A 14,494-nucleotide genomic window follows, 5' to 3' on the forward strand; every position below is an offset into this window, starting at 1 on the left:
GTGTCGTCAGGAATAGGCCGACGCCCGTGGCGGAGTGAACAGAAAGATCGCCTCGGCGCCCTCCGGTCCGGCTGTGAGGCGAGGCAAATCGTCAGGGCTGGAGGCAAAGACGCTTTCCCAAGCCGACATCTGCCCTTGGGCATGCTCGAGCTGGCCGGCTAGCAGAACCACAAAGGCGCCCTGAGCCGCAGCGGGGAATGGTGTCTCCGCGACAGCGCCCGGAGGCAGTTGAAGCAGGCGCGCACCCACGCCGTCCGAGCCCACAGGAATGGCCTCGACGGTCCGGGTCGCCCCCAGCGCGATTCGTTCGGCACCTGACATTGCGACAAGAGGAGCAGAAGTGGCGTTGCGCTTGGGTCCTCGCTGCATCTTCTCGCGTGCCTCTCTCGCAAACAATATGCCGGTGTCCAGCACCGGGCGTATCGTGAGATACTGGATACCATTTTCCCCGGCCACCAGGGGTCCGTAGCCGGTATAGGCACCCGCGTAGTGCACGGTCACCGCCTGCAATGTCTCCTGTCCGATGCGGCCGCCGCCGCCAACGAACAGCTGAAACTGGTTCTGGCGATGGAAGTGCGGTTCAACGACCGTGTTGGGTGGTTGCTCGATGAGGAAAATCGTCGGAGAGAGCGTTGGATCAGCACCGCTTTCCATCCACTCCGATTTGTGATACGGCAAATCACCAGTTTCTTGCGTTATTGCAAGCTGCCGCCGTTTGCTTGCGGCCTGCGCCCGGGTAGAACTGAATACGTGCATGTATGTCTCCTATCTACAAGAAAATTTGAAAATTCTCATTCGGTTGCCCAAGATGCGACAGCGGCGCCCCTCGAACTACGCCTTATGGGCGCGAAATTGCATTTCAACGCGGTAATTACCGAACGCTCAAGGAAAAATATCAGCGGTCGTCTTTGATATCGCCATTGCAGAAAGAATTTCTGACGGCCGCACGGTAGTCATGCTTGAGGCGCTTCAGGAATGAAGTATCACCGGCGCGCTGAAAACTGTGATAGGCGCCCGGATAAACATGAATTTCGGCTGATACCCCCGATTGATTGAGCCGCAGTGCAAAATCAACATCCTCCTCGAGGAATAAATCCAGCGAACCGACAGCCAAAAACGTTGGAGGAAGTCCGTTCAAACTACATGAATTGCCGGCGGCGGCATATGTCGGAATATCGACCTGCCCATACAAATTACCGAGATAGGCTTTCCAAGCAAAAATATTGCTGCCTTTGGTCCATATGAATTCTCCTGAAAATGGGTTGCTTTTTCTTTTTATTTGATCCATGGGGTACTCGAGCATAGGTGCGATCAGGATCAGGAGGACGATCGAATAAAGACCCTCATCTCTCGCACGCAACGCCAGACTGGCCGCCAGACCACCACCCGCACTCTCGCCTTTAATAGCAATACGCGTCTTGTCGATCTGCAGCAGCGCCGCGTTGTGATACAGCCAGGCCAGCACTGCATGACAATCGTCCAGTGCAGCCGGGTATGGAAATTCCGGCGCAAGACGATAGGCAACGGAAACAATTGCACAGCCGCACGACAAGGCAAGTTCGATGTTTTCCTGAATATTGTCTTCGGGTTTGCCCAATAAATAGCCGCCGCCGTGAATATGAATAATTACCGGAAGCGCCATCTTTTTAGACACTGGCCGAAAGACAAGCACGCGAATAGGCTGGCTTCCGCTATTCCACTCGATGTAGCGCTCCTCCACCTGAACTTCTTCAGTACCCCTGATGTCGGCCGCAGGGCGGCTACCGCGTAGAAAGACGAGGCGTTCCTGCGTCATCTCGAGCGTGGGATATTGATCCAAAAATCCAGTCAACTCGGGATGCACCAAATGACGAGTAGTCATGTTTTGTGTCTCTTTGATTCTTGATTCCGACTGGGGGCATTCAATAGGCACGACACCAAGTCGGAGGCATCTGAGAATACGAATGAGCAGAACGCTCAATATGGCCCAACATGCGCATGAGCAAATGCTACATGTTCATTGAATCAACGCAATCCGCACTTGGGGTCCAAAGGGTTGCAGAATTAAGCGTCGCCATGCCTTGGGGTCATGGCTTCGTCGACCTGTCGTCGATTGCGCAGGTAAAATTTAGAGGCTTGAAAAAGGAGGGTTCAGAAGGATGTCCAACTTCTGACCCGTGCAGAGGTTCTCGAGCAGACTACGCAAGAGTCTGGAGCGAGGAGTTTCTGCCGCGCCTGCGTATCGTCAATGTAGATCGGCGCAGACGATGCGTTCAGCGTTCGAGAAGCCCGCCAACGACAAAGCCGCCGTCCACAGCCAGCACCTGCCCGGTGATGTATGAACTTTGCTCCGAAGCCAAAAAAGAAACTGCAGCAGCAATTTCGTCTGCCGTCCCATAGCGGCGCATGGGAATTTGGCTGTGATAAAGCGCCCGCGTCTTGTCGGAATGACTCGCGCGTGTGAGGGGCGTATCGACCGGGCCCGGTGCGACTGCATTGCAAGTGATTCCGGAAAGAGCAAGTTCAATCGCTATCTGTTTGGTAAGCGAAATGATCGCCGCCTTGGACGGGCCGTATGCGGTACGCCCTACTGATGCCTTGATCCCCGCGATGGAGACAACATTGACAATGCGGCCCCAGTTCTCGCGCGCCATCATTCGTGCGGCATGTTGGGAACACAGAAAGGTCCCGGTGACGTTGACTTGCATCACCGCTTCCCAGTCTGCGAGAGAATAGTCAAGAAAGTAATTACCGCGCGCTATACCTGCATTGTTGACCAAGATGTCGCAGCGACCGAATTCGCTTTCGATCTTGGCGAAGCCAGTAGACACCGATCCCGAATCACTGACATCCATGCAGAGGGATGCAGCCTTAAACCCGGCTGCATGCATTCGCTTCACGGCGTTCTGTGCTCCTCCATCGTCCTTGTCGCCAATGACCACACTTACACCGCTGCGGCCGAGGTGATGGGAGACGGCCTCTCCGATGCCGCCAGCGCCACCGGTTACTAGGGCGACTCGATTTTTGACAACTGGCTCTTCCATGGTATCGGCGACTTTCAAGTTTTATGCAGCCAATCCGACTCACACATTTCAAGGTTGCTGCAAGCATGAGATTGCTCAAATATAGTGCTGGTCACAGGGTCCGGGTGCGAAGATCCTTATGTCGGTTTGAACATAGCCATGCCTGCTGAACATACCCAACCCAGGCAGCCGTCATGGCTGCTTCAGGGAAGACGCTCGTAACCGAAGGATTCGGCGGAATTGCACAGAAATTCAACAAAGCGTGCGGACAGGGAGGACAGCGGCGAGAACTTCGAAGTGATCAGGTATGCGAAAACCGGGATGTCTACGTGGATGTCCCGCACTTCCAGTCCAGCCCATGCGTCGTCATCCACGCTAAAGCTGTATACAAGCGCCACGCCGACACCCCGCCTTGCTAGCGCACAGGCGATGTCAGACCGGCTGACTTCCACGATGGGATCGGCGACTGCACCTGCGGCCTGGAATCGCTGGTTGATCTGGCTGGTGACGAACTGATCACTCATGAACGAAATCAGGGGCAGGTCCTTGAGATCGTCGATGGCCACGCGGTCCAGGGCTGCCAACCTGTGCCCCTTAGCGAAGGCAACCTTCAAGCGCCCAGTGAAAAGTGGCACGCAGTCGAGATTCGGATGATCGATCGGCCAGATGGAAAGACTGAACTCGGAAGATTTTCCAAGGAGCTCGGACGGCATCTCCTGGATCAGAGACGTCTTCACCGAAAACTGGACGCTTGGATCAGATTTGACAAAGTCGCTAATTGCAGAGGGAATGACGCTGAAGCTCAATGACGGGCTCGCGCAAAAAGCTACGCGCCCCCGCGCTGGGAGGCCCATTTTCTGAATCACCATTTCAACGCGTTCGGCCGCGTTGAAGACCTCACTCACGTCCCTGAACAGGGCGAGCGCATTCTCGGTCGGGCGCAAGGCGCCGCCAGTCCTGATGAACAGCGCGAATCCGATGCGCGACTCCAAGTGCGCCAGAGTTCGACTGACCACCGACTGGGAGACGAAGAGCATACGGGCAGCTGCGCTGACCGAGCCGGCCAGGATGATGGCTCGGAAGACCTCCATGTGGCGAAGCGTCATTTTCATCAGAACATGCCCTTGGATTCGGAAGATCCACAATATTTGATCATCGAGGTCCTCATCCACGAAGACCTGTGCCTGTCACACCTGCTACGCTGGCTTGGTTCGCGAACTACAGCATGTGGACATCACGCTCTACTTGTAGCCGGGCTTCGCGTCAGGGTGGAGATGAGATCGTCCTCGATGGCTTCGCTGACCCTGCTCAATGACATGGCCGAACCCGATGCCGGCGCAAGGAAGCCGGGGCGAGGCCCGCCCGATATGCGTACGCGAGGCAAAAAGGGCCGATAAATCCGCAGCGCCCGCGTCGAACACGACAAACGAACGCTTCCTAGACTGGCCTCCACCTGGATGGCGCAGGCGACATGCACCTGTCAGGCGTTGCTTCCTGGCCTTGCGGGGCTTGCCGACCATCCCGCAGCATCTCTCGGCCCCTGCCTCAGCGGGCTCCCTTCTATCGCGTGCTGCCACGCGCCTACGAGCGGTGCCGCAGCTGCGATCCTTGCGGCGGAGGTCTTTCGACGTAAGTTGGGTCGCCGGCTTGCGCCATTGCAAGCGCGGTGCGAGCCCTTGCCGTGAAGCAAGCGCCAGCCAGCGATCCGATCGTCGCAGGGATGTTCCGATTCGGCTACGCGGTTCCGCAAACGTCACCTTGCAGGCTGTTGATTGAGCAGGAACTGATAAACGATTCCGTTGTCCTGGTCGCCATGGCCTGCATTGGCGCAGAGCTGGAACAGGTGCGTCGCAGCGCCGCCCAGCACCGTGGCCGCGCCGGCTTCCATTGCTGCTTCTTGCGCCAACACCATGTCTTTCAACATCAGCTTTGTGGCAAAGCCGTTGCTGTAGTTGCGGCTGCTCGGCGATGTCGCGACGAGACCCGGGACGGGGCAGCTTTTGGTCAAGGCGAAGGACTGGGCGCTGCCCGACGATGCAATGTCGAAGAAGACCTTGTCTTCAACACCCAGCTTGCGCGCTAGCACGAACGCTTCACTGATAGCGATCTTAATGATGCCCGCGGCCATGTTGTTGCAGATTTTGGCCGCCTGCCCGGCTCCAGCCGGGCCCGCCAGCACGAGGTTCCTTCCAATGCCTTCAAGGACTGGCTTCACCAGGGCAAACACTTCAGCATCGCCGCCGACCATAATGGCCAAACTGCCCGCCTCCGCGCCACCAACCCCGCCCGACACAGGTGCGTCCAGCATGCGAACGCCTTTTGCCTGCGCCATGGCGTGCAACCTGCGCGCGCTGGGCACGCCCGTGGTTGAACAGTCGATCAGGATATGCGACTTCGTGGCGTTGGCGATGATGCCGTCTGGTGCCTCGAACATGCCGACCACGATCGGGCCATTCGGCAACATCGTGAAGATGATCTCCGAACGGGCCATGAGGTCGGCGATGCCAGTCGCGACGGTTCCGCCATGAGATGCAAATCGAGCCAGGGACTTCTGCGACAGGTCAAAGCCGCATACGACGTGCCCTTTGTTCAGCAGGTTTTCGGCCATGGGCAAACCCATGGCGCCGAGGCCGATAAAGCCGATGTTTGCCATGGTCGACTCTCTTACGCCTTGGGAATCAAGTTCAGCTGGTTGAGAACTTCCTCTGCAGCGCGAAAGGCCTCAACGCCGGACGGCACTCCGCAGTAGATGGTGGCCTGAAGAAGTACTTCCTTGATCTCGTCCACCGTACAGCCATTGTTGATTGCACCAAGCACATGCATCTTGAGTTCAGCGCCTTTGCCGAGGGCCGTCAGCATGGCTAGCACCAGCATGCTACGTGTACGGGCGTCAAGTCCAGGCCGACCCCAGATCGTTCCAAAACAGTATTCCTCGACAAGGCCCCGCATTTCGACGTTGAAGGCATTCTGGGAAGCTTGGCGCTTCGCAAAATACTCCGCTCCAAGCACCTTCTGCAGTATCGAGAGGCCTAGTTCTTTGGTTTGATGCATGCTGTACGTCCCAAATTTGATGGAGTTCTGAGAGGCAATCACTTGCCCGAAGACAGAATCTTAGTAACGACAGCAGAAGGTGGATTGGCGTTTTTTGAAAGCTGTATAGCCTCAGGGATGCCTGCGGAGTTCGCCCACGACCACGGCACGTCTCATGCAGGCTAGGTGTGGTGAGGCGAGGCGGCCCCGACCTAAGCTTGGGCTGACGTCATTCAGCTAGCAGTGGCCGCCTCGTCCTCTGCAAAATCCGACACATGCTGGCTGACGGCCAAACGTAAGGACGCTAGGGGATGAGCGAATGAGAGCGCCACGAGGCCACGAGTACCAAGAGAGAGAAGACTGCTCTTGAATCCCACGGGGCCTTCACGCGTCAAATTGCGCTAAGCCGTCAATAGCCAGCTACCGGCAACCGGTCTGCAACGGCTACTCCGGGCGCTGACAACGTGACCACGCGCTACCTTTATTATCGTAAGTAAACAGGGCTGTGATGCAACGACTGGGTTTGAGCCTGTCCGAGCGCCCATAGCCGCCAGGAGCACCCATGGAAAGCATCAGTTCGAACGTCACCACCTTCGCGCCACGCGGCGGCCGTGGGATCCAGGAATCGCAGGTCTGGGAGGCCGCCGACGCGCTCGTGCACGAGGGTCTGCGCCCGACCATCGAGCGCGTGCGCCAGAAGATCGGCAGCGGCTCGCCCAACACCGTGAGCCCCATGCTGGAGCGCTGGTTTGCCACGCTCGGCAAGCGCCTGGACGGCCGCGGCGCCAACCTGGCCGACGGCGAGGCGCACCAGTTGCCCCTGGCCGTCGTTCAGGCCGCCAAGCTGTTCTGGGAGGCCGCGCGCCGCGAGGCCGACCAGGTGCAGATTCAGAAGACCGAAGCGGCCCGGCGCGAGCTCGAGCTGCAGCGCGAAGCCCTTGCCCAGAAGGAATCGGAGCTGACCCAGCGCGAAGCCTCGTTCGAGCAGGCCCGCATCGCGCTCGATGAGGCGCTGGCCTCCTCGCGCCAGGCGGTCGCGGCGATCGAAGCCCAGATGCACACGCAGCAGCAGGAATCCGCACGCCTGCTCAGCGACTCGGAAGCCGAGGTCCGGCGCCTGCGCAAGGCGCTCGACGAGGCCGTGGCCAGCAAGGAAGCCCTGCGCGAGAAGGCAGCCATGGAACTGGGCGCGGCTCAGCGCGACGCGAAGGAAGCCGAGCAGCGCCACGTCTCGCACGAGCGCCGGCTCCTTGCCGACGTCGATCGCGAGCGGGTGGCCGCGGGCCAGGCTGCCGCCGAGCTCGCCAAGGAACAGAAGGCCCGGGCCGCAGAACATGAGGCTGCACGCTCCGCGCTGGCCGCGGCAGAGCAGGCGCTCCAAGCCGAGAAGTCCGCGCACCGCGAGGCGGCGGCCGGATGGTCCCGCCATGAGCAGGAGGGGAAGGTCGAACTTGCAATGTTGCGAGAGCGGGCCGCCGGGGCAGAGCACCGGGCGAACGACCTTGCCGCCCAGCTGCAGCGCCACCAGGACCAGGCTGAGAGGGAGATCGCGCAGCTGCGCGAGAGCCAAGCAGCCACAACTGCTGCGCTGCGCCAGATCGAGGCACGTAGTGCAGAGAACAATAAGTCTCCCACTGGCCGAACATCGCGAGCCAGGAAAGCCTCGGAATGACGCGGCGGCTCTTTCTACCGGGCGCCGCCAACAGAAGCGCGTACGCGACGCCAAGGGGTCATATTCGGACTTTCGTGACCTATTCAATCAAGCGATAAAAGAATGCGGCTCGCGGCCTTTCAGCTGACGTTTGCCAACCTCTCCTCCCAAAGAAGCGCCCCCAATGACCAACGTCCCCCTTCCCTCCTATCCTTTCATCTCCAAACACGACGAGGAACACAAAGCCGCGTGCGAAGAGCGCTCCAGAGGCTTGGAAATCAGGCTCGAGTCGAAGCTGCAGGAGATGCGGGCTGCTGAGGTAACGCAGCGCGCGCACGAACGGTCAACCGAAATGCTCGACCGAGCTGCAAGAGCGAAGAATGCCGCGAGCAAGGTTGAGTGGCTTATGAAAGCCATCGATATCGCCGTCGCTCCGTCGAAGGGATTGACTGCGTGTAGCAAAGGCTGCTCACACTGTTGCCACATTTCACTTGATATAAGCGAAGCCGAAGCCCGTGTCATTCACAAGGCGACCGGCCGCCGACTTGACGCGAAGGCTGGAATCGCAGGGGAGGAAGCCGAACGGGGCATCTCCGAGCGGCAGAAGCGAGCTACGGGCGTTGCTTGCCCGTTCCTTTCCAGAGTCGGCACCTGCACCATCTACGACGTGCGTCCATTCAATTGTCGCTCCCACGTGAACGTCGATCAGGACGATCTCCTGTGCCGACTAACCACGGCCGAGGAAGATGAGAAGGTGGCCCGGGTGCCGTACTTGGAAATGCGTCATTACAAGGCGTCATATCGCTCGATCCTGGGTAGCGAGCAACGCTTCGCCGATATTCGCGGTTGGTTTCCGCGCTGAGCCGTTGCCGCTTGGCGGAGGGATGGAGAAAGAATTCCAGGGTTCGGACAGAGCCCTTACCGGTGCATCGAAGACCTCGCACGATCCTGCGACGATCGCCCTCATGACCATCGCCTTCGTCCCCTCTCGCCTTGCTAACCTGGAGGTCTTCCGCGATGCCGAGTTGGACGAGTTGCGCCTCCTAGCGCAGCACACCCCGCTTCACGACCTCCTTGACGATCCAGCCTGGCGGGAGGCGTCGGCGATCGACTTCGCCTACACGTCGGGCCGGGTGGAAGGGAACACCTACTCGCGGGAAGACGCGAACGCGTTGTTGACGGCGGGGACCATCGCCGCGGGCAAGAGCCCCCAGGAAACGCAGATGCTGCTGAACCTGCGCGATGCCCACACGCTGATCCTCGACAACGCGCACGAGATCGTCCAGGCCGGACTCGCAGGCTTTCGGGAGATCCACCGGGTGCTGATGCGCCAGATCCTACCGGCCGAGCAGCTCGGCGCGACGCGCACGACCAGGCATGTCCGGATCACCGGCACGGACTACATGCCCCCGCATGGCGCGGCCTACCTCGATGGGCTGGCGGCCGAGATCTTCGCGGGCCTGGCCCGCGCGGCCAACCCATTCGATGCCTGCCTATATGCCGCATGCAACCTGTCTTACCTCCAGCTGTTCGAGGACGGGAACAAGCGCGCATCGCGGGTCATCCAGAATGCCCTGCTCGTCGCCGCCGGCCTGTCGCCGATGCTGCTTCCCGAGTCGATGGTCGGCGCCTACCTGGATGCGCAGCTCGTTTACTACGAGGCCGGCGACTACCTCATGCATCGCGGGCTCATGCTCGAGGCGTTCAGGTTCCGCGCTGCCCTGAACTGAGGGGCGTAGCCCGCCGCTACGATCGGCGCATGACCGACTCCTTTGACCTCTTCGCCCGATCCCCTGCCCTGCTGCGCATGCCCTCATGGCTGGGCCCGGATGTGCATGAGGAGATGGAGCTCGCGTTCGAGCCGGGCGACTACAAGATCACCCCGGGCGATCGCTGGAGCGTCGTGCTGCTCAAGACAGGCGAGACGGTGTACTCGGGCATCGGGCCCGTTGAGATCGTGCGCTCGCCTCACTGATGCGGCCTGAGGCCGCTCGCCGCCGAAGGACATGCCCATGGGTGATCACATCACCGTTCTATCCTTCGGACGAGCCCTCGGACCGTACAGGCGAACGAAACGCGTGAGAGCCAGGCGAACCAGCGGATCCGATTCGCTACGAACGCGCCAGCTTGAGGGAGATGCCAATCCCTTCCTTTTTCAACGCCGCAAGCACCATTTCATCGGGCGCCGTCGATGGCTTGCGCGGCAGGCGCACGACAAGCTCATCGCCCTTGAGCTCGGCCTCGAGAAGGCACTGCCCGACGGCGGTATAGGACCCGCCCGCGCGCACTGTGTCAGCGCGCGCCACCAGGCGATGGCCTGGCTGCTCCAGATGGGCGTCGATCTTCTTCAGCATTTCCCGATTCATCGGATGCGGCGGCCACCGAGCAAGGTAGTCCCGGACCTGCGCTAAGAACGCGAGCGTTTCTGCGTGTCGTTCGTCACTGGAGAACTCCATCACGCCGCCCTTTCCGCCCAGGGGTGCATCAATGGCATCCCGGAGCCGCCGAAGGTCTTCGCGCTGCGTTTCACGACCGCTTCGCGAAGAGCCGCGCCGCGTTGTGCGTGTCCGATGGCACCTCCTTTGGACGCCGTGAAGAGGCGGCGTAGCGCCGCGGCGCCACGCGTCTCGATGATGTCCCTGTCCACGGCAACTCCTCTTTCGATCAGATCCGCGGATGTTAGTAGCGCATTGTCATCGTGAGAATCGGTGACGGCCTGGCGCATCTCTAACGTACTGCCTTGAGGCGGCCGACCACTTCCGCCACTTTGAGCGGCGGCCGCTCGACGGTGGAAACGTCGCTGGCGGCAATTGGGCGGACGACCTGGAAGCTCCAGACGAGCGGCTCGGTATCTGCCTCTGACGCGGTGCTGTAGGCGCGGCCCTCGTCGTCGATGAGGATCTCCGCATCGTGGATGTACAGCGTCGCCCCGTCGTCGAGGTCCACGTAGGGCTTCAGCAGCGCTTCCGGTGTCTGATCCAGCATCTTGCTCACGACCTGGTGCCCGTTGCAATGAACCGTTGCGGCGGCCTCCAGCGCCTTGAAAAGGGTCGTCTTGAAACTCATGCGGAGATTGTCCCCTCGCCCTGCGCAGAATTGCCTCCGGGTAAAATAGCGCCGATGTCCAACACACAGCTCACCCAGGACGGCCTTCGCTATGTCAAGAAGGCACAAGGCTCCATCATCACGACCCCACGCGCCGAAGCCATGATGTCGTGCTTCAAGTGCGGGAAGTTCGCGCTACGTACGGAGATGGCCACCCGGCGTTTTCTCGGAAAGAACCATCTCGTCTGCGCGCCGAAGTGCGGATCGACGGCGCCGTGACGCCCCGCCGTCCTCCGTCTCGATAGCGACTGAGTGTGGGAGGCGTGCCACAGACGCACGCTTTATGGCTCAGTGTGCGAAAGTTCGCAGCGATTCTGCGCCGCAGATCCCACAATTTCTGCTCATGAACTACCGCCGTTTGCCGCTCTGGTATCGCCACGCCTGGTGGCTACCTGGCACCGTCACCGCCCTGGCGGTGGGCTTGGCAGCGGCGACGCAAAGCCCAGCGGAACACGGCGTCATGCTGTTCGTGGCGATCTTGTGCGCGCTGCCCTGGTCCCTGGCACTTCTTCTCCTGGACTTTGGACAAGGTTTCGCCGAGCGCGGCGCAGTGATCGTGTCCCTCGGGTTGGCCACGAACACGGCGCTGGTATGGGGCACGACCGCCCTCCTTCGCGCTCGTTTGCGCCGCCGACTGGGACTTGCTCTAGTCGGCGCATAGCATCGGACGCGGCCCATTCTTGCAGGCTGCGGCGGCATGCGGCCATGAACGGTACTTCAGAGGCAATGCTCCGAAGGTCGGCTGACATTTGCGAAGCGGTCACGCGAAGGGGCCCCTATTCTTAGGAGATGTGCCCATTGCTGAAGTTTGAACGGACTCGACTCCTGCCTGCCTGGGGCCGGGAGCGGTACTTTAGACGCCGGGCGCTGGAGGTTGGGTAAGAGGCTTGTCGCTTCCGGTGCAAGAGAGATCGCGAAACGCCGCCCGCGGCCGGCTCAGGTCTGTTTAGGGACGTAGTAGAGGGCGTCAAGGAACGCGGCGCGGCCGTCCCATAGTCTTTGCTCGTCGCCGGCCTGAGTCGGCCGTTCGGCTCTCCACCAAGGGGTCTCCCGAATCCTCTCGATGAGGGGCCAGTACGTCTGCGTTGTGAGCGCGCCGCCCTCCATGCCGAAGCCGAATGCGCGCGCGAGGCCGACGCTGTTTCTTTCACTCACGCACACGAACACGTCCGGCCGCTTCATGGCGAGCAGTCGCGATCGTGCCGGGATTGCGAGATTCCCTTTTGCAGGATCCTCCTGCAGGAATTGCCGGTAGTGGTGCTCCTCTACCAGGCCAATGGTAGGGATCGCCTCGAGGGCATCGGACCACTTCGCAGTCTGCTGGGCGAGGGACTCTCGAAACGGCGGGCTCTTCATTGCGCCGAACCAGTGCCAGTTGGGCTCGCTCGCGGGCCAGGTTCTGACGGTGCCAGCGATTCGTTCGTGAGCGTCGGGCGGGAGCCCCGCGAAGGTGGTTGCGTTCGCGAAGAGTTCCTTCACCTTTTCGAGCACCTTCGCGCGCCCATCGAAAGTGTGCGATCCGATCGCGGAGCCATCCTCCTTGAAGACTAAATCTGCGTAGGTCGGCCAGTCGAGCTTGTAGGGATCCGGCAGATTGAGCCCTTGCAGTAGCGGAGGCGTCACCTTCACCTTCGGCTTGGCTACGAATTCTTTCAGGGGCTTCGTAGCCTGCTTGCGCTGCGCGTAATGGTGGCTGTAGTTGAAAAGCCAGCCATCGTCCGGCAGCTGTGCTTCGGGGCTCATGAAGACATCCGAGACGTATTTCCACATCTTCTTCATCTGCTCATCGCCATGTGCGGCCTCAATCGCAACGCAGGCCTCGTCGTTCCGGTGGAATGCGCCGCGCGTCAGGTTATGGCTGCCGATGATGGCCACCGCGCGGACGTCATCGGTGAAGAGGTACATCTTGCTGTGGAACATGGGCAGGCGATCGGGCTCGAGCACCCGGAACTTGTCGCCAACGGCATCCCGCATGGCGGCGATGGCTTGGGGCGCCGTGATCCAGTCGGCTGTCCCGGTGAGCAGGAACTTGAACTTGCCCGCATGCTGCATCGCGGCCTCGAAGACGTCGCTGTTTCCCGTCGTCCAGGCAACGGCCCAGGCGGCGCGCTTGCACGTCTCCAGTTCGGCAGTGAGGTGCTTGACCACTGCCTGGCGGTCGGACAGGAACAAAAATTCCATAGGTTGGCCCAAATGCGACCGCAACGGTCGGGTTGACTCACCTGGCCGGACGGGGATCGCCCTGCCGAAGGCCCTTGCGGCCCGCACGCGGCTGGCGCGTCGTTCCGTGTCGGGGTGTTCTGATTCTCGCCGGTGCTACCCGGTTCATTGGTAGCGCAGCGAATGGCGACGGGAAGGCTAGGACCGCTTGCCGCCCGAGACCCGGCGTTGCCCTTGGGGCTTTGACAGGTCCGCAATGGGGCCGATTGCCGTCCGTTGCTCAACCAGCGCCTTCAAGGGCTGCAATATATGGCAGGACTTTCGGATGCGCCTGGACCCACTGCTCGCCCAAAAACGCCGATACCGAGCCAGAGCCGATGACGCTCACGATTGAACCGAACTTGGACGCGGCCTGCAGCAGCTCGTGGGTCGCATGCATCGCGTGCTCGCCCGCAGCCGACTCCGGCTCGCCAGCTTCAATGTCCCATTCCTTCTGAATTGCCGCGATGAGCTTGCCGGCGGCAACCTCAAGAGGTGTTCGTGAACGTGTCATACGCGCAAATCTAACCTGCTGGCGAACGTCTGCTCGTGGCCGACTCTATCCCCTCCTTGCTGACGGCGTCATGGGCCTTTTTACTTCCGCCCCCCGGACGAGCGGCCTTCCGGGACGACTGTGCGCACCTCAAATCCATCCTCGACCTCGTTGAGCGGCATCCTCGCTTTGAACATTCGCTCTGTCCGCTGATCACGCACCGCAACGCTCAGCAGCGAGAGGTATCGAACCTTCTGGGCAACGGTAACCTCCGGGCTAGCGTTCGAGGCCATCGCGACCTCGGTAAAGTCCAAGACCTCCTCCGGGCCGTATGCCTGAACACCGAGCCGGTACTCAATTAGATGTTGGGTTGCGCCAGCTGTCATGTAAACGGAACGAGTCGACGTTTTCTTTTCCTGAGCTTTCGTACCGAGCTTGAGAGGCGGCGGCGAACCTTCGCCGTCACCGTCTGCGCCCCCGGAAGACTCCTTGAGGGTCGCCTCGGCCGAGCGAGCTTCGAAACCGAAGCCGGCATCGAGAAGGCGACTATTCAGATACCCGTCGTCGTAGTCGTTCAGAATTTCGAAACCAGCGAGTACGCCATCGTCAGATACGGTGTACCAACCGTGCATATTGTCGAGAGGATAGGAAAGTGGGCGCCGGCCGTTAATAGATGCGAAGCGCGCGTCAGCCGACTCGCATACAAACGAGACGCAGCCGTCCAAGCCGCAGTTGCACCGCCCCACCAGGTGCAGCGACCCGAGCTGTTCTAGCAGTTCGGGCCGATCAAGGCTGAGGGTCTCCTCCACGTGTGCGTAAAAACGCGGCATTGCGTTCTTAATGAAGACTCTGTCATCGCGGTTCTGCGTTGTCATTCAGCTCCTGGGTCGAGGTATGGGCGCTCCGCCGTCGCGCGGCCGGTATGCATTCTGGCAGGGCTTTTCAACGCCACAACCGCTGCCCTGAGCAATGGGCTCGGATGGCCGGTGTTTGGCCGCAAGCGGCCAATGGCGT

The 14,494-nt window shown here is 60.6% G+C and carries 18 protein-coding genes; 6 read left to right on the plus strand and 12 right to left on the minus strand.

Going from position 1 to position 14,494, the window contains the following annotated elements; genetic code table 11:
* Nucleotides 1–6: 6 nt before the first annotated feature.
* The 6 genes from APY03_RS06485 to APY03_RS06510 form a co-directional block, all read right to left on the minus strand.
* Nucleotides 7–756, minus strand: a complete 750-nt coding sequence (locus APY03_RS06485) for a hypothetical protein (protein WP_068675091.1) — start codon at nt 754–756, stop codon at nt 7–9.
* 139 nt (nt 757–895) lie between these two features.
* A complete protein-coding gene (locus APY03_RS06490) occupies nt 896–1,861 on the minus strand; it encodes an alpha/beta hydrolase (protein WP_068675093.1) in 966 nt (321 codons plus the stop codon).
* Nucleotides 1,862–2,252: 391 nt separating this feature from the next.
* Nucleotides 2,253–3,041 (minus strand): SDR family NAD(P)-dependent oxidoreductase, encoded by a 789-nt coding sequence (locus APY03_RS06495; protein WP_332307378.1) that lies wholly within the window; start codon nt 3,039–3,041, stop codon nt 2,253–2,255.
* Nucleotides 3,042–3,205: 164 nt separating this feature from the next.
* Nucleotides 3,206–4,114 (minus strand): LysR family transcriptional regulator, encoded by a 909-nt coding sequence (locus APY03_RS06500; RefSeq protein ID WP_068675191.1) that lies wholly within the window; start codon nt 4,112–4,114, stop codon nt 3,206–3,208.
* A gap of 641 nt (nt 4,115–4,755) precedes the next feature.
* Complete coding sequence (mmsB, locus tag APY03_RS06505; RefSeq protein ID WP_068675097.1) at nt 4,756–5,655, minus strand: 3-hydroxyisobutyrate dehydrogenase; 900 nt, start codon at nt 5,653–5,655, stop codon at nt 4,756–4,758.
* Nucleotides 5,656–5,666: 11 nt separating this feature from the next.
* Nucleotides 5,667–6,053: a carboxymuconolactone decarboxylase family protein gene (locus APY03_RS06510; RefSeq protein WP_068675099.1), complete on the minus strand. Its 387-nt coding sequence runs from the start codon at nt 6,051–6,053 to the stop codon at nt 5,667–5,669.
* A 541-nt stretch (nt 6,054–6,594) separates the two neighbouring features.
* Between APY03_RS06510 and APY03_RS06515 the strand changes: the two genes are divergently transcribed.
* The 4 genes from APY03_RS06515 to APY03_RS06530 all read left to right on the plus strand — a co-directional run bounded on the left by APY03_RS06515 (nt 6,595) and on the right by APY03_RS06530 (nt 9,658).
* The gene (locus APY03_RS06515; protein WP_068675101.1) at nt 6,595–7,704 is read left to right on the plus strand and encodes a DNA-binding protein; all 1,110 of its coding nucleotides are present in this window, start codon (nt 6,595–6,597) and stop codon (nt 7,702–7,704) included.
* 163 nt (nt 7,705–7,867) lie between these two features.
* Nucleotides 7,868–8,545, plus strand: coding sequence for a YkgJ family cysteine cluster protein (locus tag APY03_RS06520; RefSeq protein WP_068675104.1), 678 nt, complete (start codon nt 7,868–7,870; stop codon nt 8,543–8,545).
* Nucleotides 8,546–8,648: 103 nt separating this feature from the next.
* On the plus strand, nt 8,649–9,413 hold the full coding sequence (locus APY03_RS06525; protein ID WP_162487240.1) for a Fic family protein: 765 nt from the start codon (nt 8,649–8,651) through the stop codon (nt 9,411–9,413).
* A 29-nt stretch (nt 9,414–9,442) separates the two neighbouring features.
* The gene (locus APY03_RS06530) at nt 9,443–9,658 is read left to right on the plus strand and encodes a hypothetical protein (protein ID WP_068675108.1); all 216 of its coding nucleotides are present in this window, start codon (nt 9,443–9,445) and stop codon (nt 9,656–9,658) included.
* Between the two features lie 136 nt (nt 9,659–9,794).
* On the opposite strand, the gene APY03_RS06535 is transcribed toward APY03_RS06530, so the two are convergent.
* From APY03_RS06535 to APY03_RS06545, 3 genes are all read right to left on the minus strand, one after another.
* Nucleotides 9,795–10,037, minus strand: coding sequence for a hypothetical protein (locus APY03_RS06535; protein ID WP_068675110.1), 243 nt, complete (start codon nt 10,035–10,037; stop codon nt 9,795–9,797).
* A gap of 101 nt (nt 10,038–10,138) precedes the next feature.
* Nucleotides 10,139–10,330 carry a hypothetical protein gene (locus tag APY03_RS06540; RefSeq protein WP_146039627.1) on the minus strand — a complete coding sequence of 64 codons (192 nt, stop codon included), beginning with the start codon at nt 10,328–10,330 and terminating at the stop codon, nt 10,139–10,141.
* A gap of 80 nt (nt 10,331–10,410) precedes the next feature.
* Nucleotides 10,411–10,749, minus strand: coding sequence for a hypothetical protein (locus tag APY03_RS06545; protein WP_068675113.1), 339 nt, complete (start codon nt 10,747–10,749; stop codon nt 10,411–10,413).
* 54 nt (nt 10,750–10,803) lie between these two features.
* On the opposite strand from APY03_RS06545, the gene APY03_RS06550 reads away from it, so the two are divergent.
* Nucleotides 10,804–11,007, plus strand: a complete 204-nt coding sequence (locus APY03_RS06550) for a hypothetical protein (protein ID WP_068675115.1) — start codon at nt 10,804–10,806, stop codon at nt 11,005–11,007.
* A 124-nt stretch (nt 11,008–11,131) separates the two neighbouring features.
* Nucleotides 11,132–11,449 carry a hypothetical protein gene (locus tag APY03_RS06555; RefSeq protein WP_146039628.1) on the plus strand — a complete coding sequence of 106 codons (318 nt, stop codon included), beginning with the start codon at nt 11,132–11,134 and terminating at the stop codon, nt 11,447–11,449.
* 275 nt (nt 11,450–11,724) lie between these two features.
* On the opposite strand, the gene APY03_RS06560 is transcribed toward APY03_RS06555, so the two are convergent.
* The 3 genes from APY03_RS06560 to APY03_RS06570 all read right to left on the minus strand — a co-directional run bounded on the left by APY03_RS06560 (nt 11,725) and on the right by APY03_RS06570 (nt 14,355).
* Entirely contained in the window at nt 11,725–12,960 is a 1,236-nt protein-coding gene (locus tag APY03_RS06560) for a phospholipase D-like domain-containing protein (protein WP_068675119.1), read from the minus strand.
* A gap of 268 nt (nt 12,961–13,228) precedes the next feature.
* The gene (locus APY03_RS06565) at nt 13,229–13,501 is read right to left on the minus strand and encodes a hypothetical protein (protein ID WP_068675121.1); all 273 of its coding nucleotides are present in this window, start codon (nt 13,499–13,501) and stop codon (nt 13,229–13,231) included.
* A gap of 80 nt (nt 13,502–13,581) precedes the next feature.
* Nucleotides 13,582–14,355 carry a hypothetical protein gene (locus APY03_RS06570; RefSeq protein WP_068675124.1) on the minus strand — a complete coding sequence of 258 codons (774 nt, stop codon included), beginning with the start codon at nt 14,353–14,355 and terminating at the stop codon, nt 13,582–13,584.
* Nucleotides 14,356–14,494 lie beyond the last annotated feature (139 nt).

Origin of the sequence: Variovorax sp. WDL1 (genome assembly GCF_001541225.1) — a bacterium.
In the GTDB taxonomy this organism is placed as follows: domain Bacteria; phylum Pseudomonadota; class Gammaproteobacteria; order Burkholderiales; family Burkholderiaceae_C; genus Variovorax.